This is a genomic window from Mesorhizobium sp. M7A.F.Ce.TU.012.03.2.1, assembly GCF_004006095.1.
In the GTDB taxonomy this organism is placed as follows: Bacteria; Pseudomonadota; Alphaproteobacteria; order Rhizobiales; family Rhizobiaceae; genus Mesorhizobium.
On sequence record NZ_CP034779.1, the window covers coordinates 4,851,817 to 4,871,892 of the forward strand.

26 protein-coding genes and 1 pseudogene are annotated in these 20,076 nt (G+C 60.4%); 14 read left to right on the forward strand and 13 right to left on the reverse strand.

The annotated features are described in order from the left end of the window. The first annotated feature begins 99 nt into the window (after positions 1-99). Positions 100-336, forward strand: coding sequence for a hypothetical protein (locus EJ079_RS23950; protein ID WP_127810350.1), 237 nt, complete (start codon positions 100-102; stop codon positions 334-336). Between the two features lie 10 nt (positions 337-346). Here the strand turns inward: EJ079_RS23950 and EJ079_RS23955 are convergent, their stop codons facing one another. Next, positions 347-604 carry a hypothetical protein gene (locus EJ079_RS23955; protein ID WP_127267547.1) on the reverse strand — a complete coding sequence of 86 codons (258 nt, stop codon included), beginning with the start codon at positions 602-604 and terminating at the stop codon, positions 347-349. Positions 605-907: 303 nt separating this feature from the next. On the opposite strand from EJ079_RS23955, the gene EJ079_RS23960 reads away from it, so the two are divergent. The 4 genes from EJ079_RS23960 to EJ079_RS23975 all read left to right on the forward strand — a co-directional run bounded on the left by EJ079_RS23960 (position 908) and on the right by EJ079_RS23975 (position 2,805). Then, positions 908-1,102 (forward strand): DUF2934 domain-containing protein, encoded by a 195-nt coding sequence (locus EJ079_RS23960; protein ID WP_127267550.1) that lies wholly within the window; start codon positions 908-910, stop codon positions 1,100-1,102. Positions 1,103-1,191: 89 nt separating this feature from the next. Then, positions 1,192-1,377 carry a hypothetical protein gene (locus tag EJ079_RS23965; protein ID WP_127398196.1) on the forward strand — a complete coding sequence of 62 codons (186 nt, stop codon included), beginning with the start codon at positions 1,192-1,194 and terminating at the stop codon, positions 1,375-1,377. Further along, positions 1,374-2,270 carry an alpha/beta hydrolase gene (locus EJ079_RS23970; protein WP_127267545.1) on the forward strand — a complete coding sequence of 299 codons (897 nt, stop codon included), beginning with the start codon at positions 1,374-1,376 and terminating at the stop codon, positions 2,268-2,270. Before EJ079_RS23965 ends, EJ079_RS23970 begins: the two co-directional genes overlap by 4 nt. Positions 2,271-2,394: 124 nt before the next feature. Next, positions 2,395-2,805 (forward strand): DUF427 domain-containing protein, encoded by a 411-nt coding sequence (locus tag EJ079_RS23975; RefSeq protein WP_127810351.1) that lies wholly within the window; start codon positions 2,395-2,397, stop codon positions 2,803-2,805. Positions 2,806-2,835: 30 nt separating this feature from the next. On the opposite strand, the gene EJ079_RS23980 is transcribed toward EJ079_RS23975, so the two are convergent. Together EJ079_RS23980 and EJ079_RS23985 are read right to left on the reverse strand one after the other, a co-directional pair. Beyond that, positions 2,836-3,267: an HD domain-containing protein gene (locus tag EJ079_RS23980; RefSeq protein WP_127810352.1), complete on the reverse strand. Its 432-nt coding sequence runs from the start codon at positions 3,265-3,267 to the stop codon at positions 2,836-2,838. A 24-nt stretch (positions 3,268-3,291) separates the two neighbouring features. After that, positions 3,292-3,687 (reverse strand): GFA family protein, encoded by a 396-nt coding sequence (locus EJ079_RS23985; protein WP_127380382.1) that lies wholly within the window; start codon positions 3,685-3,687, stop codon positions 3,292-3,294. Between the two features lie 201 nt (positions 3,688-3,888). Here EJ079_RS23985 and EJ079_RS23990 point away from each other — a divergent pair, with 201 nt between their 5' ends. Both EJ079_RS23990 and EJ079_RS23995 read left to right on the forward strand, forming a co-directional pair. Beyond that, positions 3,889-4,497, forward strand: coding sequence for a cysteine hydrolase (locus tag EJ079_RS23990; RefSeq protein ID WP_127811395.1), 609 nt, complete (start codon positions 3,889-3,891; stop codon positions 4,495-4,497). A gap of 100 nt (positions 4,498-4,597) precedes the next feature. Beyond that, a pseudogene (locus tag EJ079_RS23995) lies at positions 4,598-5,871 on the forward strand (DUF763 domain-containing protein). 113 nt (positions 5,872-5,984) lie between these two features. Here the strand turns inward: EJ079_RS23995 and EJ079_RS24000 are convergent. The 3 genes from EJ079_RS24000 to EJ079_RS24010 all read right to left on the reverse strand — a co-directional run bounded on the left by EJ079_RS24000 (position 5,985) and on the right by EJ079_RS24010 (position 7,123). Further along, positions 5,985-6,428, reverse strand: coding sequence for a PPC domain-containing DNA-binding protein (locus tag EJ079_RS24000; protein ID WP_127810353.1), 444 nt, complete (start codon positions 6,426-6,428; stop codon positions 5,985-5,987). Positions 6,429-6,464: 36 nt separating this feature from the next. Next, complete coding sequence (locus EJ079_RS24005; RefSeq protein WP_127329054.1) at positions 6,465-6,782, reverse strand: plasmid stabilization protein; 318 nt, start codon at positions 6,780-6,782, stop codon at positions 6,465-6,467. 170 nt (positions 6,783-6,952) lie between these two features. Continuing rightward, positions 6,953-7,123, reverse strand: coding sequence for a hypothetical protein (locus EJ079_RS24010; RefSeq protein WP_127810354.1), 171 nt, complete (start codon positions 7,121-7,123; stop codon positions 6,953-6,955). A gap of 165 nt (positions 7,124-7,288) precedes the next feature. Here EJ079_RS24010 and EJ079_RS24015 point away from each other — a divergent pair, with 165 nt between their 5' ends. Genes EJ079_RS24015 through EJ079_RS24025 form a run of 3 tightly spaced genes read left to right on the forward strand, consistent with a single transcriptional unit; the run spans position 7,289 to position 11,213 of the window. After that, positions 7,289-7,906, forward strand: coding sequence for a (2Fe-2S)-binding protein (locus EJ079_RS24015; RefSeq protein WP_127810355.1), 618 nt, complete (start codon positions 7,289-7,291; stop codon positions 7,904-7,906). Position 7,907: 1 nt separating this feature from the next. Further along, a complete protein-coding gene (locus EJ079_RS24020; RefSeq protein ID WP_127810356.1) occupies positions 7,908-8,930 on the forward strand; it encodes a xanthine dehydrogenase family protein subunit M in 1,023 nt (340 codons plus the stop codon). Between the two features lie 3 nt (positions 8,931-8,933). Continuing rightward, positions 8,934-11,213 (forward strand): xanthine dehydrogenase family protein molybdopterin-binding subunit, encoded by a 2,280-nt coding sequence (locus tag EJ079_RS24025; protein ID WP_127810357.1) that lies wholly within the window; start codon positions 8,934-8,936, stop codon positions 11,211-11,213. Between the two features lie 131 nt (positions 11,214-11,344). On the opposite strand, the gene EJ079_RS24030 is transcribed toward EJ079_RS24025, so the two are convergent. Next, complete coding sequence (locus EJ079_RS24030) at positions 11,345-13,054, reverse strand: HAD-IIB family hydrolase (protein ID WP_127810358.1); 1,710 nt, start codon at positions 13,052-13,054, stop codon at positions 11,345-11,347. A 228-nt stretch (positions 13,055-13,282) separates the two neighbouring features. Here EJ079_RS24030 and EJ079_RS24035 point away from each other — a divergent pair, with 228 nt between their 5' ends. Continuing rightward, positions 13,283-13,789: a ferritin-like domain-containing protein gene (locus EJ079_RS24035; RefSeq protein ID WP_127810359.1), complete on the forward strand. Its 507-nt coding sequence runs from the start codon at positions 13,283-13,285 to the stop codon at positions 13,787-13,789. Between the two features lie 60 nt (positions 13,790-13,849). Here EJ079_RS24035 and EJ079_RS24040 read toward each other — a convergent pair whose 3' ends face one another. The 4 genes from EJ079_RS24040 to EJ079_RS24055 form a co-directional block, all read right to left on the reverse strand. After that, positions 13,850-13,999, reverse strand: coding sequence for a hypothetical protein (locus tag EJ079_RS24040; RefSeq protein ID WP_127397577.1), 150 nt, complete (start codon positions 13,997-13,999; stop codon positions 13,850-13,852). A 40-nt stretch (positions 14,000-14,039) separates the two neighbouring features. Next, positions 14,040-15,011, reverse strand: coding sequence for an SDR family oxidoreductase (locus tag EJ079_RS24045; RefSeq protein ID WP_127810360.1), 972 nt, complete (start codon positions 15,009-15,011; stop codon positions 14,040-14,042). Next, entirely contained in the window at positions 14,983-15,183 is a 201-nt protein-coding gene (locus EJ079_RS24050; protein WP_127268843.1) for a hypothetical protein, read from the reverse strand. The genes EJ079_RS24045 and EJ079_RS24050 overlap by 29 nt, the downstream gene beginning before the upstream one ends. Positions 15,184-15,314: 131 nt before the next feature. Next, the gene (locus EJ079_RS24055; protein WP_127810361.1) at positions 15,315-16,001 is read right to left on the reverse strand and encodes a TetR/AcrR family transcriptional regulator C-terminal domain-containing protein; all 687 of its coding nucleotides are present in this window, start codon (positions 15,999-16,001) and stop codon (positions 15,315-15,317) included. A 188-nt stretch (positions 16,002-16,189) separates the two neighbouring features. Here EJ079_RS24055 and EJ079_RS24060 point away from each other — a divergent pair, with 188 nt between their 5' ends. Then, entirely contained in the window at positions 16,190-16,672 is a 483-nt protein-coding gene (locus tag EJ079_RS24060; RefSeq protein ID WP_127810362.1) for a RidA family protein, read from the forward strand. Positions 16,673-16,786: 114 nt separating this feature from the next. Here EJ079_RS24060 and EJ079_RS24065 read toward each other — a convergent pair whose 3' ends face one another. After that, positions 16,787-17,473 carry an RNA methyltransferase gene (locus tag EJ079_RS24065; protein WP_127320803.1) on the reverse strand — a complete coding sequence of 229 codons (687 nt, stop codon included), beginning with the start codon at positions 17,471-17,473 and terminating at the stop codon, positions 16,787-16,789. Positions 17,474-18,057: 584 nt separating this feature from the next. On the opposite strand from EJ079_RS24065, the gene EJ079_RS34000 reads away from it, so the two are divergent. Next, positions 18,058-18,432 carry a GNAT family N-acetyltransferase gene (locus tag EJ079_RS34000; protein ID WP_245481725.1) on the forward strand — a complete coding sequence of 125 codons (375 nt, stop codon included), beginning with the start codon at positions 18,058-18,060 and terminating at the stop codon, positions 18,430-18,432. Positions 18,433-18,499: 67 nt separating this feature from the next. On the opposite strand, the gene EJ079_RS33535 is transcribed toward EJ079_RS34000, so the two are convergent. Further along, positions 18,500-18,712, reverse strand: a complete 213-nt coding sequence (locus EJ079_RS33535; RefSeq protein WP_174800325.1) for a hypothetical protein — start codon at positions 18,710-18,712, stop codon at positions 18,500-18,502. Positions 18,713-19,100: 388 nt separating this feature from the next. Between EJ079_RS33535 and EJ079_RS24080 the strand changes: the two genes are divergently transcribed. Further along, positions 19,101-20,036: a LysR family transcriptional regulator gene (locus tag EJ079_RS24080; RefSeq protein WP_127810363.1), complete on the forward strand. Its 936-nt coding sequence runs from the start codon at positions 19,101-19,103 to the stop codon at positions 20,034-20,036. The last annotated feature ends 40 nt before the right edge of the window (positions 20,037-20,076 follow it).

Below are 20,076 nucleotides of genomic sequence, written 5' to 3' on the forward strand. Positions count from 1 at the left end.
TGAACGACCACGTCTTCACCAGCACGGCCGCCGAGCGGGCAGGAACCACCAATAAAGCGAAAACATTGACCCGCCAGATGTTTCCAGCGTGGCCCGAAAATGAAGCGGTACTATTTCGATCTTCAAAACGGTGACGGCGCGATACCCGATGATAACGGGCAGCTGTTCGAATCCCGGGAACAAGCCAGAGCGGAAGCAATTCGTATTTTCCAGGATGTTGCCCAAGACGAAATGCCCGACTGCGATTTCGTCAAGGTAACCGTCAAAGTACGCGATGAGATCGGTGCGCAGATGTTTGAGGCATCGCTTGTCCTGACCTCCGGATGGAGCGTGTGATGCCGCGGTGCTAGCGGCTATACCGCACCGGGATTTGCACGACATTCTCCGATCCAGGCAGATCGAAGGCCATGGCCAGCTGACGTACGGAGGCCATCTCCACGATCAGTTCCTCGATCGAAAGATCCGGCAGGCCGGTCTTCACCCTCTGCCTCACCCTGGCCGCAAGTTCATGGACCCGCACCGGGACGAAAAGCGGGCTGTCGTCCAGCAGCTTGCTGATTTCGATGACCACATCGGCGTCGATGTCTTTCGGCAATTCCCGCATGGGCGTCACCTCCAATCGAAGCAACAGCCCGCCATATCGGTGCGGCGGGCGATCAGGCATTGAGCGCCGGGCAGTGGGATCGGAGAGGGACGTGCTCGGCGCTGGCCGATAGCCAGATTCATAAAGCTGCGGGCATCGGTGTGTCACGAAAAAATATCAGTACGAAAATTACCAAGCGGTTTCGTCCCACGCAATCCACAAGCGCCTTCCCCGAAATCGCGGCTCCGGCAGCGGCTGTTCCCGACAGAGGAGGAACAAAAAATATGGCCCGGAATTGAGACTGACGAATTGGAGGATCTGGTCATGGACAGCAGGGAAGAAAAGATCAAACGGCGAGCCCATGAAATCTGGGAACAAGAGGGCCGGCCGGCTGGCCGCGAGCAGGAGCACTGGGACCAGGCCGTGCAGGAGATCGAGGCTGAGGGTTCGGAGACTGAACGTGGCCCGGTTTTGCCTGATCCGACAGTTGCAGCCGATTCCAATAGCTTGAAGCGTTGATCGTCAGATGCCGTGGCGTCTTGAGAGGACGATCAGGCAACCAAATTGGTGGAACCTCGTTTGCCGGACAGCAACCAGAGGAGGTTTCGATGAAGAGGTTCTTTTCACTCCTGGTCCTGGCCGCTGGCCTTACGCTCGGCGCCTGCGACAACAATATCGAGCCGATGAAAGCCAACACCGGCCCCATCAACAAGAACCCACAAGTTGACCAGGCCGCCAGGCCAGAGTCCGCGACTGGTGATGATAAGCCAGCTATTGCGCCTCAGAGCCAATGAACTCCGTCTCACATTGCGACACACCTCTGCTGCGCGTCGCCTATCTCGATGGTGGACCGCAGGACGGCGCCCCGGTTATCCTGCTGCATGGCTGGCCCGACGACGCGACGACATACGCTCGGATTTCACCGGTCCTTCATGAAGCTGGCTTCCGGACGTTTTCGCCTTGGTTGCGAGGCTTCGGGCCGACATCGTTCCTGTCAAAAGAAATCATGCGCTCGGGCGAGATTGCCGCGATGGCGCAGGATGTGCTGGATTTTGCCGATGCGCTTGGCCTCAGCCGCTTTGCGGTCGTCGGACACGATTGGGGTGCCCGGATATCCTATCTGCTCGCGTCGGTTTTCCCGGACCGCATCAAGTGCTGTGCTGCGCTGTCGCTCGGCTGGCAACCAGGCAAACCAGCAACGCCGGCGCCCGGACAAGCGAAAGCATTTTGGTATCAATGGTTCATGGCAACGGCACGGGGCGCCGAGTTCGTACGAAACAACGGCAAGGAATTCGCCAGATACCAGTGGGACAGCTGGGGTCCATCAGGCTGGTTCGACGACGCTATTTTCGATGGTGTCGCGAGTTCGTTCGAAAATCCTGACTGGGCGGATGTGACGTTGCATTCCTATCGGGTCCGATGGGAAGAGGCCGAGCCCGATCCCCGCTATGCCGAACTCGCCCGCCGGCAAGCAGCGGTCAAGATCATCACGGTGCCGATCCTGACGCTTCATGGTGGCGCGGACCGCGTTGTGTTTGCCCAGTCCTCAGAGGGGCTCGAAGAGCATTTCACCGCGTTCTACAGGCGGGTGGTGCTGGATGGCATCGGACACTTCCCGACGCGTGAGGCTTCTGATCAGGTTTCGCGATTGTTGGCTGCGTTTCTCGACAGCCATGGCAAACGCTGAAGTGGGGTCGTCATCCGACCTCATAGTAGAGGCGGGAACCTGACGCATCGCCGCGCATTTCGTCTCCATGCAAGACGAACCGAAATGCGGTCTCGCAATCAATCGGCAGCCAGGGAGAATTTGAATGCAAGCTTCAGACGCAATGTCAGCACACCATACTGGCCAGCTGGCCATAGAACCGTTTGTCGGCACGGTGACGGTACGATTTTCCGACGCCATAGTCGCTGCTACGGAACGGGCGAAAGTGCTGCAGGAAGAAGGACATGAGCCCGTGTTCTACATCCCTTTCGAAGACATCTATTTCGACCTTTTCGAAAAGACGAACACCACCAGCCGCTCCCCTTCGAAAGGCACCGCGAGCTACTGGCGCGTCCATGCGGTGGGCAGCTCGGCTGACGATTTCATGTGGGCATACGAGACGCCTGAAACCGCGGCGCGGCCCATTGCACGTCATGGTGCATTCGATCCGGAAAAGGCGCGCATCGATGCTGAGCCCGCGGAGGACAGACGGCACACGCCCCACGTCCCGGAGTAGATTGCCCGTTCGCAGCGGGGCGATCTGAATTCAAGGCTGGTGCTGACGGCGCGGAGACTCGTCATCAAGGATGCGTAGTGCCTCCTCATATTTTACAGTCGATGCCCCAACCTGTCGGGCCTGCCAGATATTGTCCGCCAGATCCGCGCGCTTCACCGGCAGCGCCAATGGATTCGATGCCGCTCGTCGCACGAACGCGAAGTAGTCCTCGCCATCCCTGCGCGACATGGCGTCGACGGCCGAAGCGATCGTCGGGCCAAAACCGGCCTCGTCCAACCTGGTCCGGTTCCAGCCTTCGCCCTTTTCCACGACGTCATGGAGATAGGCGACGACCTTCTCGTCCCTGGTTTCGACCGCGTCGACGACCCGGCGGCAGTGCTCGATATACGGTCGCCCGGTCTTGTCGCGCTGTGCTGCGTGTACCTCTTCGGCAATCTTGGCCGCCCGGTAAAAGATGCTCATCTGGCTTGCCCTTCAGACATGGTTTTACCATCGCTCCTCGGTATCGTGGTGCGGCAGGTCTATTCCGCAGCAAACCCAGCCAAGTCGCTGCCTCGATCCATAATTGTAGCGCGGCTCCAGGCGAGCCGGATCGTCGAACGTTCCGACATGTAGCGCGATCTCTCCGGGCGATGCGTCATAGGCAAGGCTGAGCGGCGATCCGCAGGCGGAGCAGAAGCCCCTCCGGGCAATCGGTGAAGATCTGCGATAGGTCGGCGTCGCATTGGTCCAGGTCACGCTTTGGGAAGGCACCCAGGCCAGAACCGCGAACGCACTGCCGGTCGTTCGCCGGCACATATCACAATGGCAATAATGCACTCTCGGTTCGCTTCCAACGCGGAAGCGGATCGTGCCGCAGAGACATCCTCCGCTCAGTTCCATTTTGGCGCCCCGGCTGACTTGCGGCTCCAACGTCCATCGCGCGGTCTCATGCGAGCACCTCCATTCATCTCAGCGGAAACGCCAGCCATTTGCGTCGGTTCCTGTGGCTATCTCAGGAACCAGTGCTTGCGCGCGGCGTTGCGTGTCTTTGCCGACAATGGGAGGAAACAGGGAAATGCATCGTCGGTCGGAGAAGCGCTGATGTCGATGCCGGGGCTGGCATACGGACCTCTCGGCGATCGATGCATGCATGTCTGCGTGGATATGCAGCGGCTGTTTGCCGAGCCGTCTCAATGGGCAACGCCCTGGATCACCCGGGTTCTCCCGCAGATCGAGAGACTGGTCGAAAGACGCGCGCCACAGACGGTCTTTACACGCTTCATGCCAGCCGAAAAGCCGGGGCAGGGCGTCGGCACATGGAAGCGCTATTATGAGCGCTGGGCTTCCCTGACGATCGAGACGATCGGGCCCGAAATGACCGAACTGTTGCCGTCTTTAGCCGGCTGCTGCCCGCCAGCAACGATCATCGACAAGCACATCTATTCGCCCTGGTTCGAAGGGCGCCTCAGAGCCCTTCTGGTGGAGCGCGGCATCGATACGCTGGTCATTACCGGTGGCGAAACAGATGTTTGTGTTCTCGCCACCGTGCTCGGGGCCATCGATTTCGGCTATCGCGTGGTTCTCGTCACGGACGCGCTGTGCAGTTCTTCCGACGCAACCCATGATGCACTGCTGACGGTTTATCACCAACGTTTCGCGCAGCAGGTCGAGACGGTTGAGATGGAAACGGTTCTCTCGAACTGGACTTGACGTCCGCTAACCCGGCCCGAGTGGAAGTGTCCATGCTTCCTTGCGCGGTTGGGCTGCCTATCTGTTAAGAGAATGACGGACACCAGAACAGGTAGCAGACGTGACGCAACGATCGGGAAGTGCTGATCTTCCACTCCATGGCGGGCGCGTGCCAAAATGGCTCGGCGACCGCATGACGCGTCTTGGCGCCGTGATGTGCGAGGCGATTATTCATCACTATGGTCGAGACGAGCTGCTGCGGCGGCTGGCGCATCCATTCTGGTTCCAGTCCTTTGGTGCTGTCATGGGCATGGATTGGCACTCGTCGGGGATCACGACCAGCGTCGTGGGCGCTTTGAAGCGTGGCCTTACGCCGCTTTCCGGCGAGCTCGGCATTCATGTCTGCGGTGGTCGCGGCGTGCATTCGCGCAAAACCCCGCATGAGCTGGAGGCCATCGGCCAACGCGTCGGCTTCGACGGAGCGGGCCTGGCCACCGTCAGCCGGCTTGTCGCCAAGGTCGACAGCGCCGCTGTCCAGGACGGTTTCGATCTCTATCTGCATGGTTTCATCGTCACCGATGACGGTCGCTGGGTCGTGGTGCAGCAAGGCATGAACGGTGACAGCAAGGTGGCGCGCCGCTACCATTGGCTCTCCGAGGGCCTCAAGAGTTTTGTCGAGCAGCCGCATGCCGCCATCGAGGGCGTCCATCAAGGTGAGATCGTCAACCTGACCGACAGGCGCGCCGACGCGTCGCGCCAAGGGCAACTGAACCTTTTGCAAGACCTCGGACCCGATCGCATCCTGGGCGAGCTTGCAGCATTGGAGCGTTGCGCGGAGCCGACGCGCCGGCAAGAACCGGAGCAGCCGCTGCTGCCGCATTTGGTCATGCCGGCCCACCATGATGTTCGCGAAAGCGATGTCGTCATGCATCGTCTTCACGGCAATATCGCAGCCGCCGCGGACCGCGGTCCCACCGATTTCGCCGAGCTCCTTCTGGTCCCGGCGTCGGCGCGCGTACGGTGCGCGCGCTGGCCCTCGTTGCCGAGGTGGTGCATGGCGCGCCTTGCCGGTTTTCCGATCCCGGCCGCTTCTCGCTGGCGCATGGCGGCAAGGACAGGCATCCATTTCCGGTACCGCTGAAGGTCTATGACGAGACGATCGGGGTTCTGAAGTCGGCCGTGCAGAAGGCAAAGCTCGGTCGCGATGAAGAAATCGGTGCCTTGAGGCGGCTCGACGATCAGTCGCGGCAAGTCGAACGATACGTGACCGGCCCCAGCCTGAAGGAAATTGTCGCGGGAGAATTCGACCAGTCGCATCAGCTCGGCGGGCGCAGCGTGTTTGGCTGGGAAGCGCCGCCGGACACTGCATCAGCTGAGCGGAGCAAGAAAACGTGAGAACGAGCCAGCAGTTCACCGTTTCATGGAAACGGCGACCCACTCTAACTCTTTGTTTCCCAGACGGAAAACCGTATCACACTTTTCCTGGAATTGCTCTAGAGGGCTGTAGATCAATCGTCCAGATCGATCAGCGCGACACCGAGCTCCGGACGCTTGCTGCGACGCAGATGACCGGGTGCTTCCACCAGGGTGATTTCGAGCGTTGGCCGAACGATGCCGTCAAGCAGATGTCCACCCCGAGTGGTGCCGTCGCTCAATCCAAGCACCGCATGGACGTGCAGGCTGGGCTTATCGTCGTCGCCCAGTGCGACATCGCCGATCGCGCTTAGAACCTCGCACTGTTCGTCGACAGGGATCTTGCGGTAGGTCTTCGAGGCCGGATCAAACCAGCCCACCGTGGCTTTCTCGAAAGCCCCTATGGCGGTCAAGGACGCGCTGCCGATCTTCTGGTCGACCGCGAAGGCGGTCAGTGCCGCGAACGCTTCTTCGCCTGGGTCGAGCACCACGACGAATGTCCGTTGTCCGCCGATCTCATTGACGAGCTGCGATTTCATCCCTGTGCTCCCGCCGCATTCAGTGCCGGCCTCATATCAATGTGCGCGGTGTTCCGCATTGCGCTTGCGGGTCGCCGCAGCTTTCCTTGCCGATTCCGATCGGCTTGCGGCAGACCGTGATGCCGATGCCTTGCCGCCGCTTTTGCCGCCTTTGTGCGCTGCAGGATGGCCCGTGTGTTTGCCGCGGCCGGAACCGCCTTCCTTCTTGCCGCCGCCATCGTCCTTGTTGACGGTAGCCCATGCGCGCCGCTCTGCCTCTTTGTCGGAAACCCCGCGCTTCTCATAGCCTTCGGCAATGTGGTCGGCTTTGCGCTCCTGCTTGTCAGTGTATTTCGATTTCTCGCCTCGTGGCATGGCCTGTTCCTCCTGTTGAATAAGGGCTGAACGTCGACTCGACGCGCTGGTTCCAACAGAAGTCGCGTAGCCAATGGCGCATCGCGATGCATGGCCAAACACCGCCGCGCCGCCCAAGCTAGCGCCTTTCGGGCCGGGGAGAGTGCAGCAGCAAGGCGAGGGGGATTGGTTCAGCCGATTGCCAACCTGACGACGAGGGCCAGGATCACGACGCCGACCAAGCCGGCTATGAAGACGACCCGACGCGTGCGCGTTCGCAGGATGATCTCGCCTTGTTTCGCCTGCTCCGCAGAGAATACGGGTCCATTGTCACCGTCCTTGCCATGCCGACCATCGCTCATGATCGCCTCCTTCCGGCTGTTGGCACACAACCAGCGCTTGACCGGGGAGGTTCCGATTGCGTCGATCCCGCCGACAGAAAAAAGGATCACAGGCTCGTGAGGAGGGAACTTTGCCCTCCGCGAGTGGTTTGGGCCGCTTGAGACCCAGCCAGCCCGGAGCCAGCCATGTCCGATGCCAAGATTTCCAGTGGCCTGAGCAGACGCATGTTCATGACGGCCTCTGTTTCGGCGGCGGCGGTGATGCCGCTTGTAAATTCCCCAACGAGAGCTGCCCAGCCCGCGCCCGCAAAACCGGCCGAACCGCGCGATTTGTCGGCGGTTTCGATGCGTATCAACAAGCAAACCTACAACCTCGCGCTCGACAACCGAACCAGCCTGCTTGACGCGCTGCGCGACCATGTCGGCCTGACCGGCACCAAGAAAGGTTGCGATCACGGTCAGTGTGGTGCCTGCACGGTGCTGATCGACGGAAAGCGGGTACTGTCCTGCTTGAGCTTTGCCGTCATGAACCAGGGCCGAGAGATCACAACGGTGGAAGGCCTGGCTTCGGCGGAAGGGGAATTGCATCCGGTCCAGCAGGCCTTCGTCGACCACGATGCCTTTCAATGCGGCTATTGCACACCGGGTCAGATCATGTCCGCCATCGGTTGCATCAACGAAGGCCATGCTGGGTCGGAAGACGATATTCGCGAATATATGAGCGGCAATCTATGTCGCTGCGCGGCCTATCCCAACATCGTTGCGGCGATCGTCCAGGCACGCGACGAGACCAGGAGGGCTTAGGATGCGCCCATTCGTATATGAAAGACCAACCAGCGTCTCCGCGGCCATCGCCATGGCGTCCCGTCCCGATACTGTGCATGTTCCGCCAACCGGTGCCGACACGCAGTTCATCGCCGGCGGCACCAATCTAGCCGACTACATGAAGCTCGGTGTCGCGCGGCCGGAGCGACTGCTCGACCTCAACACTCTTGCCGAGCCGGCCTTGCGGCAGATCAGGATAGACGATGATAAGATCCGGTTTGGTGCGCTGGTCCGTATGGGTGAAGCAGCAGACAACAATGATGTCAGGCGCCGTTGCCCGGTCCTCGCCGACAGCCTGAAATTCGCTGCCAGCGGTCAGCTTCGCAACATGGCGAGCCTGGGCGGCAATGTGCTGCAACGTACGCGCTGCGAGTATTTTCGAGAGATATCTTGGCCGTGCAACAAGCGCGAACCGGGCTCCGGCTGCGCTGCGATGGAAGGGTCCAATCGCCAGCATGCCGTGCTGGGTACGAGCGCTGCCTGCATTGCCACGTATCATGGTGATTTCGCGCAGGCGCTGGTTGCGCTGGACGCCACCGTCGATGTCGAAGGTTCGCGGGGAAGGCGCACGCTCACTTTTGCCAAGCTGCATAGACGGCCGGGCGAGACGCCCGACATCGAGACGGATCTGGCCGCCGACGAGCTCATTACCGCCATCGAAGTGCCGCTCGCACGATGGGCCAGCCGGTCGCGCTATCTGAAGATACGCGATCGCGAATCCTACGCGTTTGCGCTGGCGTCCGCGGCTGTCGCGCTCGACATGGATGGCGAGACGGTAAGGAGTGCGCGCATTGCGCTCGGCGGAGTGGCGACGGTGCCGTGGCGTGCGCGCGAAGCAGAGGACGCGCTACAGGGCAAAGTGCTTGACGAAGCCACGGCGCAGGAGGCCGCAGAGGCTGCTTTCGCCGATGCCAGACCGCGCGAGCATAACGCATTCAAGATACCGCTCGGCAAGCGCACGCTGGTGCGGGCGCTGCTCGAAACCCGGGATATGAAGGGCTGAGCCATGAACCAAGCTGCACCCGCTCCAAGGGAAAACCAGGGCGATCCCGTTGTTCGCATTGACGCCCTGCTAAAAGTTACCGGACAGGCCGGCTATCCCGCCGACATCGTCACGGCCAACGTCGCCCACGGTGCCCTTGCCACCAGCAGCATTGCCCGGGGCAAGGTTTCCGAACTTCACACGAAAGACGCCAGGGCCGTACCCGGTGTGCTGGACATCGTCACCTATGGCGATCTGGACAAGACCGACATGCCGAAATTCGGCAACACCGGCGCAAGTTCGATTGGGCCTTTGCACGACAAGACGGTTTTTCACGATGGTCAGATCATCGCTCTGGTGGTCGCCGAAACCTTCGAGGCGGCGGAGGAGGCAGCGATGTTGATCCGCGCCGACTACGAGGACGAACGGCCCAGCGCCAGCTTTGATTCCAAGGGCGTGAAGATGGAACCGGCTGCCGGCAAAAGCCCGATGTTCAAGGAGGATGCGAAGGCCGGTGACTTCGACGCCGCTTGGGCGGATGCGACGGTGAAGATCGACGAAAAATATTCGACGCCGACCCAACATCATAATCCGATCGAGCTGTTTTCGACCACGGCCATATGGCAGGGCGACCAGTTGACGATCCACGAGCCCAGCCAGAATGTTACGGGCTGGAAGGTGGAACTGGCACGCCAACTGAAGCTCGATCCGGCCAATGTGCGGATCGTCAGTCCCTATATCGGCGGCGCCTTCGGCTCCAAGGGGCCGATGACGGCACGCACTGCGATCGTTGCCGTCGCGGCGCGGCGCATCGGCCGGCCGGTTCGCTGCGTCGTCAATCGCATGCAAGCCTTCGGTACGCAGACCTATCGAGCCGAAACGCGGCATCGGATCCGCATGGGCGCCGGCAAGGACGGCCGCATCACGGCGTTCGGACATGAGGCCTGGGAGGTGACGTCACGCCCTGACCCTTATGTCGTCGGCGGCACGTCCGCCACCGCGCGCATGTACAATTACGGCTCCGTTCTGACGCATGTTTCGCTGGTTCATGCCGACCGCAACACGCCTGGCTACATGCGATCGCCGCCGGAGACGCCTTATGTCTACGCGCTGGAAAACGCCATGGACGAAATGGCCGTGGCCCTCGGCATGGATCCTGTCGAGTTTCGTCGCATCAATGAACCGGAGAAGGAGCCGATCGGAGGTAAGCCATTTTCCAGCCGCTCACTCATCAAGTGCTATGACCAGGCGTCGGAGGCCTTTGGCTGGTCGAAACGCGATCCCACGGTCGGCTCGATGCGCGACGGCGATTGGCTGGTCGGGATGGGCTGTGCGACGGCAATCTATCCGACAGCCGTCGCGCCTTGCGCGGCCCGGGTTCGTCTCACCGCCGATGGCGAGGTTCGGGTCCAGTGCGGCTCGCATGAAATCGGCACCGGCGTTCGCACCATCGCCGGCCAGATGGCGGCCGAAAGGCTGGGGGTTGGCATGGACAAGATCAGCGTCGAGATGGGCGACAGTGCCTTGCCGCCGGCTCCCGTGTCAGGCGGATCGATCTCGACCGCCAGCGTCTGCTCCGCAGTCATGAAAGCCTGCGACGCGATACGCGAAAAACTGTTTGCCGCCGCTGCGGGCAAGGGGGCTCCGCTGGCAGGTTCGGGCAATGCGAAGCTGGATTTGAAGGACGAAGAGGTCGTCACCGAGACCGGCAAGTCCGCCAAGCTGGCCGATGTCTTCAAGGTCATGCAGGTCGGCGCCATCGAAGAATATGCCGAGTTTGCGCCGAAGGGTTCTTCGCCCGAAGCCCTCAGCAAACTCTATGCCGGACAATCGGAGTTTCATGGTGGAGAGAACGACGAAGATTCGGTCAAATATGCCTTTGGCGCCGAGTTCGTCGAAGTGCGCATCAACAGCTATACACGCGAAATCCGGGTGCCGCGCATTGTCGGAGCCTTCGCTGCCGGGCGCATCATGAACACGCGCACCGCGCGCAGCCAGTTGATGGGTGGCATGATCTGGGGCATCGGCCAGGCGTTGCACGAGGCCACGGAAATCGATCAGCGACACGCGCGCTACGTCAATCGCGACCTGCAGGACTATCTCGTGCCGGTCAACGCCGACATCAAACAGGTCGACGTTATCCTGGTCCCCGAAATCGACCACCAGGTCAATCCTGCCGGCGTCAAGGGCTTGGGCGAACTCGGCAATGTCGGAACGGCTGCTGCCGTGGGGAGTGCCGTCTATCATGCCACCGGCAAGCGCATTCGCGATCTGCCGATCAGAATAGATGATTTGATAGGCTGAGGGTCAAGAGCTCTGAGAGGAGGGGCTTCACAAGCCGACATCGTCATCGAAATTGTCGCGGTGGGGCGGCGTTGTCCGACTGAAAAAGTTTTCGCATGCAGCGATAGCTTAATCGCCTTGGCTCTCGAGTGTCACTCCGGGGCTGTGGCCGGAGCCGTGTAACGGCGGCGTACAGCGTCAAGCACCCGCTTGCGGCTATCCTGCGCCGACAGGGTCTTGTCCTCTTCCGCCTCGGCGGTTTCGCGCGCCAGGTCCTTGTCCCTGATCTGATGTCGGAACCATTTGGAATAGTCGCCGGTGCGCAAATGAAACTCCCAGGTCTTGTCGTCTATCCCCTCGGCGATCTGAGCGAAGATCATCAGATTGTGAGCCCTGAGGTTCATCGCATTGTCAGGGCCATGGAAATAGAAGCTGCCGGCTTCGTCGAGCTGGCCTTCGGCATATTTCCGGCTGTGCCGCTTGAGTGACTGACGTGGTTCGACCACCTTGACCGTCTTGACTTTCTTGCCCGACTGCGGCCGCCAGAACAGCACGCGCGCGCCTTTGGGCGTTGGAATGTCCTTTGGCGGCTCAATGCCAGTTTCCTTGCAGAAGACCTTCACCACGTCCTTCGCCTTGGGGCCAAGGGCAATGATGGCTGTGACAAGGCGCAAGGCGTCTGTCGAGATCGCCTCGGGGTGAACGGTGATCAGGATTGTGCCCGGCAATTCCAATGACAGGACCGCCCGCGTATCGTCGCGCCGCTTGGGCAGAAGATGGTGCGCTTCATCGATGACGAGCCAGTGCGGTCTCGCGGTGCGCCGGCGGAAACTGCTCAGGCCAGGCAGCAGGTCGGCAAAGAAATCCGGCCTCTCGTCGACGCGCAGGGCCAATCCATTGACGACAATGTTGCTGTCGGCCTTGGCGATCAGATCCAGCACCTGCGCCTTTGTCGGCGCGCTTGAGCCGTCTCCCAGGCGGACGGCGCCTTCGAGCCCGTCATAGTCGCCTTCGGGATCGAAGACGCAGAACTGAAAACCACTTTCGACGAAGCGTTCCGTCAGCGCGGTTGCCAAGGTGGATTTACCAATGCCGGAACTCCCGGCAATGAGGATCGTGTCGCTCGGCGACAGGTAGACATCATCGCCGCCAGACGATGCAAGAACGATGCCGTCATGGCGCTTCGGCACTATCGCGTGATCACGCTTTATCAGTTTTGCGATCAATTGCTCCACGCCTTTGCCGCGGGCGCCACGCATGACCAGATTGGCTGTATCCTTGACCGCCGGAATTGCATTATCGACGGCGGCGCTGCAGCCACAGGCCTGCAGGAACGCGTGGTCGTTCTCGGCATCGCCGACGCCGACGACGTTGTGCGGCGAAAGTCGAAGGTCCTGAAGGGCCGCAGCGAGCCCGGTGGCTTTGTTGATGCCGCTCGGCAGGATCATCACCGCGCCCTTGTTGAAGATGATTTCCAGTTCGAGACCCATCTTCTTGATGATATCGAGCACGGTCGCCTGATGGGGTTCCCAGGTCGCGACGATCGATCGCCCGACCGAAAGCGGCTTGACGCCCTGCCGCTTCAATCTGGCGACGAATTTGGGCTCGGGCGATGGGGCGATCACCCGTTCTTCCTCGCTTGCCGGCGTGTAGATCATCGCGCCATTCTCAGCGACGACCTTGTCGAAGAGGCTAAGCTCGGGAAAGACGCGCTTGAGATCGGGCAGTTCACGCCCGGTGACGAGAACCAGCTTGCGGCCGCTTTTCTTGAACCGCTCAAGCGCGGCGAGCGTCTTCTTGGCGACGATCCCATCATGAGCCAGCGTGCCGTCATAGTCTGCCGCCAATGCAATGAAATACATTCCGCCGACCCTTCTCGTTCCGGTTACCCGGCTAGAACGTGCGATCGAGACAAAGGCTCCCCACCGACCGGATCGCAGGTCTGGAGAAGGGCGGTTCGCCCTCGGAAATCAGGAACTCCTTCAGTGCCGGTACGTTGACCAGACAAGCCGGGAACCGTCCCGGTCTTTGCTGGCGGCGCGCAAACCGCGTCGCCGAAATCCACACCAAGCGCAATGAAAGGTAAGGCCATGGGCTTCTTTTCGAAGGACATCAAGACACTCGACGATCTCTTCGTGCACACGCTGCGCGACATCTACTACGCCGAAAAGCAGATCGAGAAGGCGCTGCCGAAGATGATCGACAAGGCAACCGACCCGCAATTGAAAGCCGGATTTGAAAAACACCTCTATCAGACGAGAGGCCATATCGAGCGCGTCGAACAGGTGTTTGAGTTGCATGGCGTCAAGGCCAAGGAGGTCAACTGTCCGGCAATTGACGGCATTCTCGAGGAGGCCGACGATGTGAGCGGTGACGTCGATGACAAGGAGGTTCTCGATGCGGCGCTGATTGCTTCGGCGCAGGCCGTCGAACACTATGAGATGACACGCTACGGCACGCTCATCGCCTGGGCCAAGCAACTCGGCCGCACGGACTGCGCCAATGTGCTGACCAAGAACCTCAGGGAAGAACAGGCGACCGATCGCAAGCTCACCGAAATGGCGGAAAGCAAGATCAACCTGCAGGCAGCCGAATAAGGCTGCAATCCGGCCGGCTGATAACTCGGCCGGCCGGATTGCCGGCAGGTTTCCACTCCGTCAGCGAGACGGGTCGACGCCCAGGGCCGCTGATTGCTTGCGCAGCGCCTCATCGTCATCCTGCGGCACATGCCGAGCAGATCCTGCTGTTTCCGTGTAGATGCGGTACGCTACGCAAGCGAGCGCCACCATGAAAAGCAGACGGCCCATCCATCCTACTCCTTGGTTACGGATTTCGTTTCGGCCATCCTCAGTAACCTCCGACGACCGGCAAGATCTCGCCGGTGATGTAGCTCGAGCAGTGCGGCGAAGCGAGGAACACATAGGCCGGCGCGAGTTCTTCCGGTTGCGCGGGTCGTTTCATTGGCGTGTCCGCGCCGAATTTCGAGACGTCGTCGGCTTCCTTGTCCGACGGATTGAGCGGCGTCCACACCGGACCCGGTGCGACCGCATTCACCCTTATGCCCTTGCCGATGAGATTGCCCGACAAGGCCCGCGTGAAGGCATGTATGCCGCCCTTGGTCATCGAATAGTCGACCAGTTGTTTTGAACCGTCGATACCGGTTACCGAACCGGTGTTGATGATCGCCGAACCGGGCTTCATGTGCGGCACCGCTTCCTGCGCCATATGAAAATAGCCGTAAAGATTGGTCTTCAGCGTCGTGTCGAAATGTTCTTCGGTCAGCTCGCCGAAATCGCTGGAATGGATCTGGAACGCGGCGTTGTTGACCAGCACGTCGATGCGGCCGAATTTTTCAACGGTCTCCATGACCGCCTTGTGGCAGTGGCTGCGTTCGCTGACATCGGCCTTGACCAGGATGCAGCGTCGTCCCTCCTTTTCCACCGCTGATTTGGTCTCTTCAGCATCCTTGTCCTCGGCCAGATAGACGATCGCGACGTCGGCGCCCTCGCGGGCGAACAACACCGCCACCGAGCGGCCGATGCCGGAATCGCCGCCCGTGATGAGTGCTACCTTTTGGTCGAGTTTTTTCGATCCGAGATAGTACGGCGCATCATACAAAGGCTCCGGCTCTAGTGCCCATTCGTGCCCCGGTTTGGGCTGATGTTGCTCGGGGAAGGGGGGCTCGGGATATTCACGGGCGCCAGCCTGCATGGCGCCTTGCTGCTTCCCATCGCCTTTCGATTTGTCCTTGGCATCGACGCCACGTTGGATATGGCGCTGCTTTGCCACTTCACCGGCTATTTCCGACTTCATCTGCATGATCGTCTCCTTGGCTTGGAGAGGAAACAACGCATGTCAGGCAAAAAGGTTTGCGCAAAAGATCGAGAGATTCCGGCCAGCGTTTGGCAATGCGTAACAACGACATCGCCAGTTGCACCAATTCAGCTGCAATGCAGCCGCGCCAGCCACCGCCGCCGATGGGGTCGAGCACCCGGGCTTGCCCGTTGCCTGTGCCGCCTTGGCAGCGAGCCAAATGTGATGATGTGGATTGGGAGCTATTGCGTCAAACTGGCGTGCGCAAAGCAGCGCCATCCGGTCTGCTCCGGGCGTAGCCGCCGGAATCTATCTTGGCGAGAGGCCATCGAGCAGGAAGTCCAGGCCTTTTCGGAAAGTGCCGTCCCAATCGTTGTCCAACAGCAGACGAGAGCGTTCGATTGTCGGATAGTGTTCGCTGAGACGTGTAAGACGCTGCTGCGCGGCTGCTCTGTCTTCTTCCGAGAGGTCGAAGCTTGCCCGGGTGAGGGTGGCGCCCATCACATAGTTCCAGAGCGACCAAATCGCAGCGTTGAGATCCGCGTCCGCAACACCGGCTCTGGACAAGGTCTTGCTCAGCATTTCCAGGCGACTGAGGATGTTCGGGCCAAGCGCCCGTCGCGGCAACAGCGATGCCGACCAAGGATGGCGCAACATTCTGGCGCGCCAGTTTTCGAGCATATGAACGACGTCTCCGCGCCAGTCCGGAGACTCACCTGTTTTAGGCGATGCGCGATATTGGAGCACCGAATCGAGTGCCAGATCAAAGACATCCTCCTTGTTGTCGACGTGCCAGTACAGGCTCATCACACCCGAGCCAAGGCGATCCGCCAGCCGACGCATTGTCAATCCGTCTATGCCCTGGGCGTCCAGCAGTTCCACCGCGATCGCCACGATACGCTCTCGAGACAGCGGCGGCTCGCTGCTCGCTTCCTGCATGGGTGGAAGCTTCGTCCGTTGCGATCGTTTGCTGGCACTGCGGGGTTTGGCTGCCATCTGTCTTCCTTGCTGGCCGAACGTCGATTTTGGCAGGCACCGTCAGGAATGTCGACGCTGAGCGCTTGACTAGTACGACGTACCATACGATGACTCGTACATCGCACGATTCATCGTATGAGCGATCTGGTTAAAGTCCATGCCGGCCGCGAGTGCGTTATTCGCAGTCAGCAGAGCCAGGAGAAATCATGTCACGCGCAATCAAGCATCTGCTTACCGGAGGGCTAATCATCATGACCATGGCAGTTTCCGCTGCGGCTACAGCGACTGGGAACGACCTCAAGCTGACCATCGTCAATCCACAGACGCTCTACGACCCGTCGCCGAATGGCTACAGCACCGCCGTGATCGCACCGCGCGGAGCTCGGATTGCCTACATCTCCGGGCAGGGCGACAGCACAGGAGCCTTGTCACCCGATTTCGCTGTCCAGGTTAAGCAGGCCTACGCAAATTTGCATGCGGCGCTCGAGGGCATCGGCGCCAGGCCGGATCAGGTGGCGAAGCTCACGGTCTTCGTGGTCGACCACGACATGTCCAAGCTCGATGTGTTGACCAGGAACGTCAAGGACATGTTCGGCGAGGCGCTGCCGGCGCAGACACTGGTTCCCGTTCCCAAGCTTGCAATCGACCCCATGCTTTTCGAGGTGGAAGCCGTGGTCATGCTGGAGTAGGGGCGAGATCGCCCCACAAACTGAAACGGGTCGAGCGCGCCGCCGACAGCCGCACATCCGGAGCCATTATACGGAAGTAGAGCCGGCCAACGGTCGGTTGAGCTTCGCGTCAGCTCAGGTCTGTCCTTCGGTTTCGCTCGAAGCAAAGCCGCCAATTTCGCGACGCATTACAGTAGGTAGTGGCTCAGCGCGTTTTCCCTTCCGGCTACCGCGGCGGTATTTGCTCTGATACTCGCGTCGCTGTTTCGCGATTTCGTAGAGTACGATACCCGAACTGGTTCCGAGGTTTAGGCTCTCGATCATCCCGAACATTGGAATTGCTACGCACATCTCGCTGCGCTCGACCGCGAGGGTGCTGATGCCCCGTTTCTCATTGCCGAACCAGACAGCGAGTTTGGTGTGCTGGGTATAATCGCCCTCGTGCAGGAAAACGCTGGTCTTTCCCTTTATATGCGGCGACGTGACGACGGACACAAAGCCATGTTTTTCCAGATGGCTGAGGCAGGCGTCAGTGCTGTCGAATCGTTTCACAAACGTCCATTTGACGGCTGATACAGACGTTTCCGAAAGCGATTTCCGTTGGCGCATTTGCTGCCAGTCATCAGGAAGTGCTTTGCGTGGATCGACGATATAGACTCTTTCAACGCCGAGGGCATTTGCGTTTCGAATTACCGTTCCGATGTTCCTGATATCATTCGGATCTTCGACAACGGCTACCAAGTTCTTGCAGCGAAACGATTTGACCGCAGCCGCACGCTTGCGAACCGATACTCTGGGTTTCTGAGCCTCAAGGGTTTCCATGAGAGAGGTTCTTACCAGAGGCGCATCTGAATCCAAGGCCCGTGGCGACTCTATCGCCGCCACATCAGGAAGTCGCATAAGATAGATTATGGAACTAACACATGGGCCAGGAACTGTAAATTGCCGCTGATTCTCATAGGCTTGAGCGTTCGTGGCGTCTTGCCTTGGGCGAATAGCCAACGCTAGGCTGTCTAGATGAAGATGGCAAACAGCGAGATCGAAGCGGCGATTGAAGTGTTCGTGCAAGGCTTCAGCGCCGACAGAAGCCGCACCTTTCCTTACGTGGCCAGCCGTGTTGGGCCGTTGTGGCTGATGCGCGACGCCGAGCGCAAGAATCCTCGCGACTACCGCGGCGAAGAATGGGTCGTCCATGACGTCGCCGCTCAAGAGGCCGATGCCATCGTGCGGCAGCATGCACGGCCGGGCTTTGCCATTTCCGTTGTGATCGCCCACGAGGATCCGGACGGGCCGACACACGAACCGCCTACAAAGCTCTCGGCTACCGGCTGCTTCGGACCGAAGGCTTTTTTGTCCACCGATTGCGCCGGATTCCCAGCCCGCCGGCGGTTGCTTCGATCGAACGCGTGCAGACAGCCGAACGGGCGGCGCAGTTGGGAAAGATCATCCGCAGGCAGCCGATCCCAGACGATTTGCTCGGCGACAGCGCGCCATTCCGTCAGTATGTGGCAGTCGATGGCGCCGATATCGTTGGGCGCGTACGCAGCCTTGATGCCCTGGGAGCCACATGGTGTTCGAGCATGTATGTCGAGCCGTCGCACCGGCGTCGCGGCATTGGCCAGGCTTTGATGTCGAGAATGTTGCACGACGATCGGGCGCGTGGGTCGAGGTACTCGGCGCTGGCTGCAACCCACGCCGGGGCGCTGCTTTATCCCCGGATGGGCTACGAGCGGATCGGAACGCTGCTGATATTTGCGTCAAGGAGCCGGAAGACCGTATGAGGGTTTATTCGCATCATGCTGATTTATAGTGGATTTCAGCTTGATCGGTGGTCAGAGCCCCTCTCTTTTACAACAGCTGGCCGGTCGTGTTGTTGCTGACGCTGCCCTGTCCAGACGACATCACGCCAATCAACCCAAACGCCTCGACAAGATCATCGAGGCTCTCGATCACGCGTAATGGGCTCAGCGCGTTCGTGAGCATGACCCGGATGAATTCGTCCGTCGTAACCTGCCCGACCGTATCCGTTTCGTTGTTCGTCGTTCCTGCGTTAACGAACACATCCTGCCGGTCAGGCGCTGGCGCAGGCCCGCAATCTGGTCGGGCTCGCAGATGTCCAGGGTCTCTATCTCGACCCGGCCAGCATGCTCGTCTGCCAGATCGTGCAGCAAGGTCCGGGTTCCGCCGCCGCGAACTGTGCCGACGACATTCCATCCCTTTTTCAGGAACTCGGCCGGCATGGCATGGCCGAGGCCCCGCGATGCGCCAATGAGGAGGATTGTGCGAGCTGGGTCGCTCGGAATGTGTTTGGGCATGAGAGTTGGTAGCTTTCGATGTTGGTCCGACAGCCGATATAAGCGGCCGTGCGCAGGGCGCCAGACGCATCAAAGTCAAAGTATGGTTGCATCAAACGCTATGTCTGGCGACGCGGCTGGGATAGGCTCAGGTCATGACCAATGTTGATGTGGACCTGAACCTTCTCGTCGCACTGGATGTGCTGCTCGCCGAGGGCAGCGTGACAGGGGCAGCCCGTCGCCTCGGCTTGAGCGCATCGGCCATGAGCCGGACGCTCACGCGACTTCGGGCAGCAACAGGCGACCCGCTGCTCGTTCGCGCCGGGCGAGGCCTGGTGCCGACACCGCGCGCTGCCGAACTGCGCGAGCGCGTCCATGAGCTTGCGCGGGACGTGCAAGCAGTGCTCCGGCCGCAGATCACGCATATGGACGTCGCGTCGCTCGAACTGGCATTTACCGTCCGAGTGAGCGAGGCATTTCTGGAATTTCTGTCTGGCCCCGTCGTGGCCGCGGTCACTCGGGCAGCCCCACGGATCTGCCTTCGCTTTGTCCCCAAACCTGACAAGGACGCGCGGCCGCTAAGGGAGGGGCTCATTGATCTGGAGATCGGCCTGCTTGGAACGTCCGCGCCGGAGATACGCACCCAGTTCCTGTTCCATGACAAGCTTGTTGGCGTTGCCCGAATTGGACATCCTCTTCTCGAGCGCGCGGCGGTGACCGCAGAAAGATATGCCGCCTGCGACCATGTCTTGGCGTCCAAGGATGGGGAGAGAATCGAGCCCGTCGATGCCGCCCTGGAGAAGCTGGGGCTTAAACGGGCGATAAGGGTCGTCGTGCCTGGATATCCGGATGCAATGCGGATCGCACGCCAATCGGATCTGGTCGCGCTGGTGCCGCATTCATGCCTGGGCAACAGCTTGACGGGCGATCTCGCTGTCACGTCGGGTCTTGCGACCTTCGAAGTCCCGGTCCCCACGCCGGAGTTCAAGATATCGGCGATGTGGCATCCGCGAATGGACGCCGACCCGGCCCATCGCTGGCTTCGCGATACTGTGATGGCCGTGTGCCGGGCAGCGTATCCGATACGGTGAGGTCACGTCGTCATGCATACCGGCATCGGCAGCGCTTTGG

Excerpts from the sequence above, each read along its gene's own strand:
- EJ079_RS24010 (WP_127810354.1), bottom strand. The coding sequence starts at position 7,123 with ATGAGCGATGGTCGGCATGGCAAGGACGGTGACAATGGACCCGTATTC.
- EJ079_RS24060 (WP_127810362.1), top strand. The coding sequence starts at position 16,190 with ATGTCACGCGCAATCAAGCATCTGCTTACCGGAGGGCTAATCATCATG.
- EJ079_RS24005 (WP_127329054.1), bottom strand. The coding sequence starts at position 6,782 with ATGCCACGAGGCGAGAAATCGAAATACACTGACAAGCAGGAGCGCAAA.
- EJ079_RS23980 (WP_127810352.1), bottom strand. The coding sequence starts at position 3,267 with ATGAGCATCTTTTACCGGGCGGCCAAGATTGCCGAAGAGGTACACGCA.
- EJ079_RS24040 (WP_127397577.1), bottom strand. The coding sequence starts at position 13,999 with ATGGGCCGTCTGCTTTTCATGGTGGCGCTCGCTTGCGTAGCGTACCGC.
- EJ079_RS23990 (WP_127811395.1), top strand. The coding sequence starts at position 3,889 with ATGTCGATGCCGGGGCTGGCATACGGACCTCTCGGCGATCGATGCATG.
- EJ079_RS23985 (WP_127380382.1), bottom strand. The coding sequence starts at position 3,687 with ATGGAACTGAGCGGAGGATGTCTCTGCGGCACGATCCGCTTCCGCGTT.
- EJ079_RS23965 (WP_127398196.1), top strand. The coding sequence starts at position 1,192 with ATGAAGAGGTTCTTTTCACTCCTGGTCCTGGCCGCTGGCCTTACGCTC.
- EJ079_RS24030 (WP_127810358.1), bottom strand. The coding sequence starts at position 13,054 with ATGTATTTCATTGCATTGGCGGCAGACTATGACGGCACGCTGGCTCAT.
- EJ079_RS23950 (WP_127810350.1), top strand. The coding sequence starts at position 100 with ATGAAGCGGTACTATTTCGATCTTCAAAACGGTGACGGCGCGATACCC.
- EJ079_RS23970 (WP_127267545.1), top strand. The coding sequence starts at position 1,374 with ATGAACTCCGTCTCACATTGCGACACACCTCTGCTGCGCGTCGCCTAT.
- EJ079_RS24065 (WP_127320803.1), bottom strand. The coding sequence starts at position 17,473 with ATGGAAACCCTTGAGGCTCAGAAACCCAGAGTATCGGTTCGCAAGCGT.
- EJ079_RS24055 (WP_127810361.1), bottom strand. The coding sequence starts at position 16,001 with ATGGCAGCCAAACCCCGCAGTGCCAGCAAACGATCGCAACGGACGAAG.
- EJ079_RS23975 (WP_127810351.1), top strand. The coding sequence starts at position 2,395 with ATGCAAGCTTCAGACGCAATGTCAGCACACCATACTGGCCAGCTGGCC.
- EJ079_RS24080 (WP_127810363.1), top strand. The coding sequence starts at position 19,101 with ATGACCAATGTTGATGTGGACCTGAACCTTCTCGTCGCACTGGATGTG.
- EJ079_RS23960 (WP_127267550.1), top strand. The coding sequence starts at position 908 with ATGGACAGCAGGGAAGAAAAGATCAAACGGCGAGCCCATGAAATCTGG.
- EJ079_RS24015 (WP_127810355.1), top strand. The coding sequence starts at position 7,289 with ATGTCCGATGCCAAGATTTCCAGTGGCCTGAGCAGACGCATGTTCATG.
- EJ079_RS23955 (WP_127267547.1), bottom strand. The coding sequence starts at position 604 with ATGCGGGAATTGCCGAAAGACATCGACGCCGATGTGGTCATCGAAATC.
- EJ079_RS24035 (WP_127810359.1), top strand. The coding sequence starts at position 13,283 with ATGGGCTTCTTTTCGAAGGACATCAAGACACTCGACGATCTCTTCGTG.
- EJ079_RS24025 (WP_127810357.1), top strand. The coding sequence starts at position 8,934 with ATGAACCAAGCTGCACCCGCTCCAAGGGAAAACCAGGGCGATCCCGTT.
- EJ079_RS24045 (WP_127810360.1), bottom strand. The coding sequence starts at position 15,011 with ATGCAGATGAAGTCGGAAATAGCCGGTGAAGTGGCAAAGCAGCGCCAT.
- EJ079_RS24020 (WP_127810356.1), top strand. The coding sequence starts at position 7,908 with ATGCGCCCATTCGTATATGAAAGACCAACCAGCGTCTCCGCGGCCATC.
- EJ079_RS24000 (WP_127810353.1), bottom strand. The coding sequence starts at position 6,428 with ATGAAATCGCAGCTCGTCAATGAGATCGGCGGACAACGGACATTCGTC.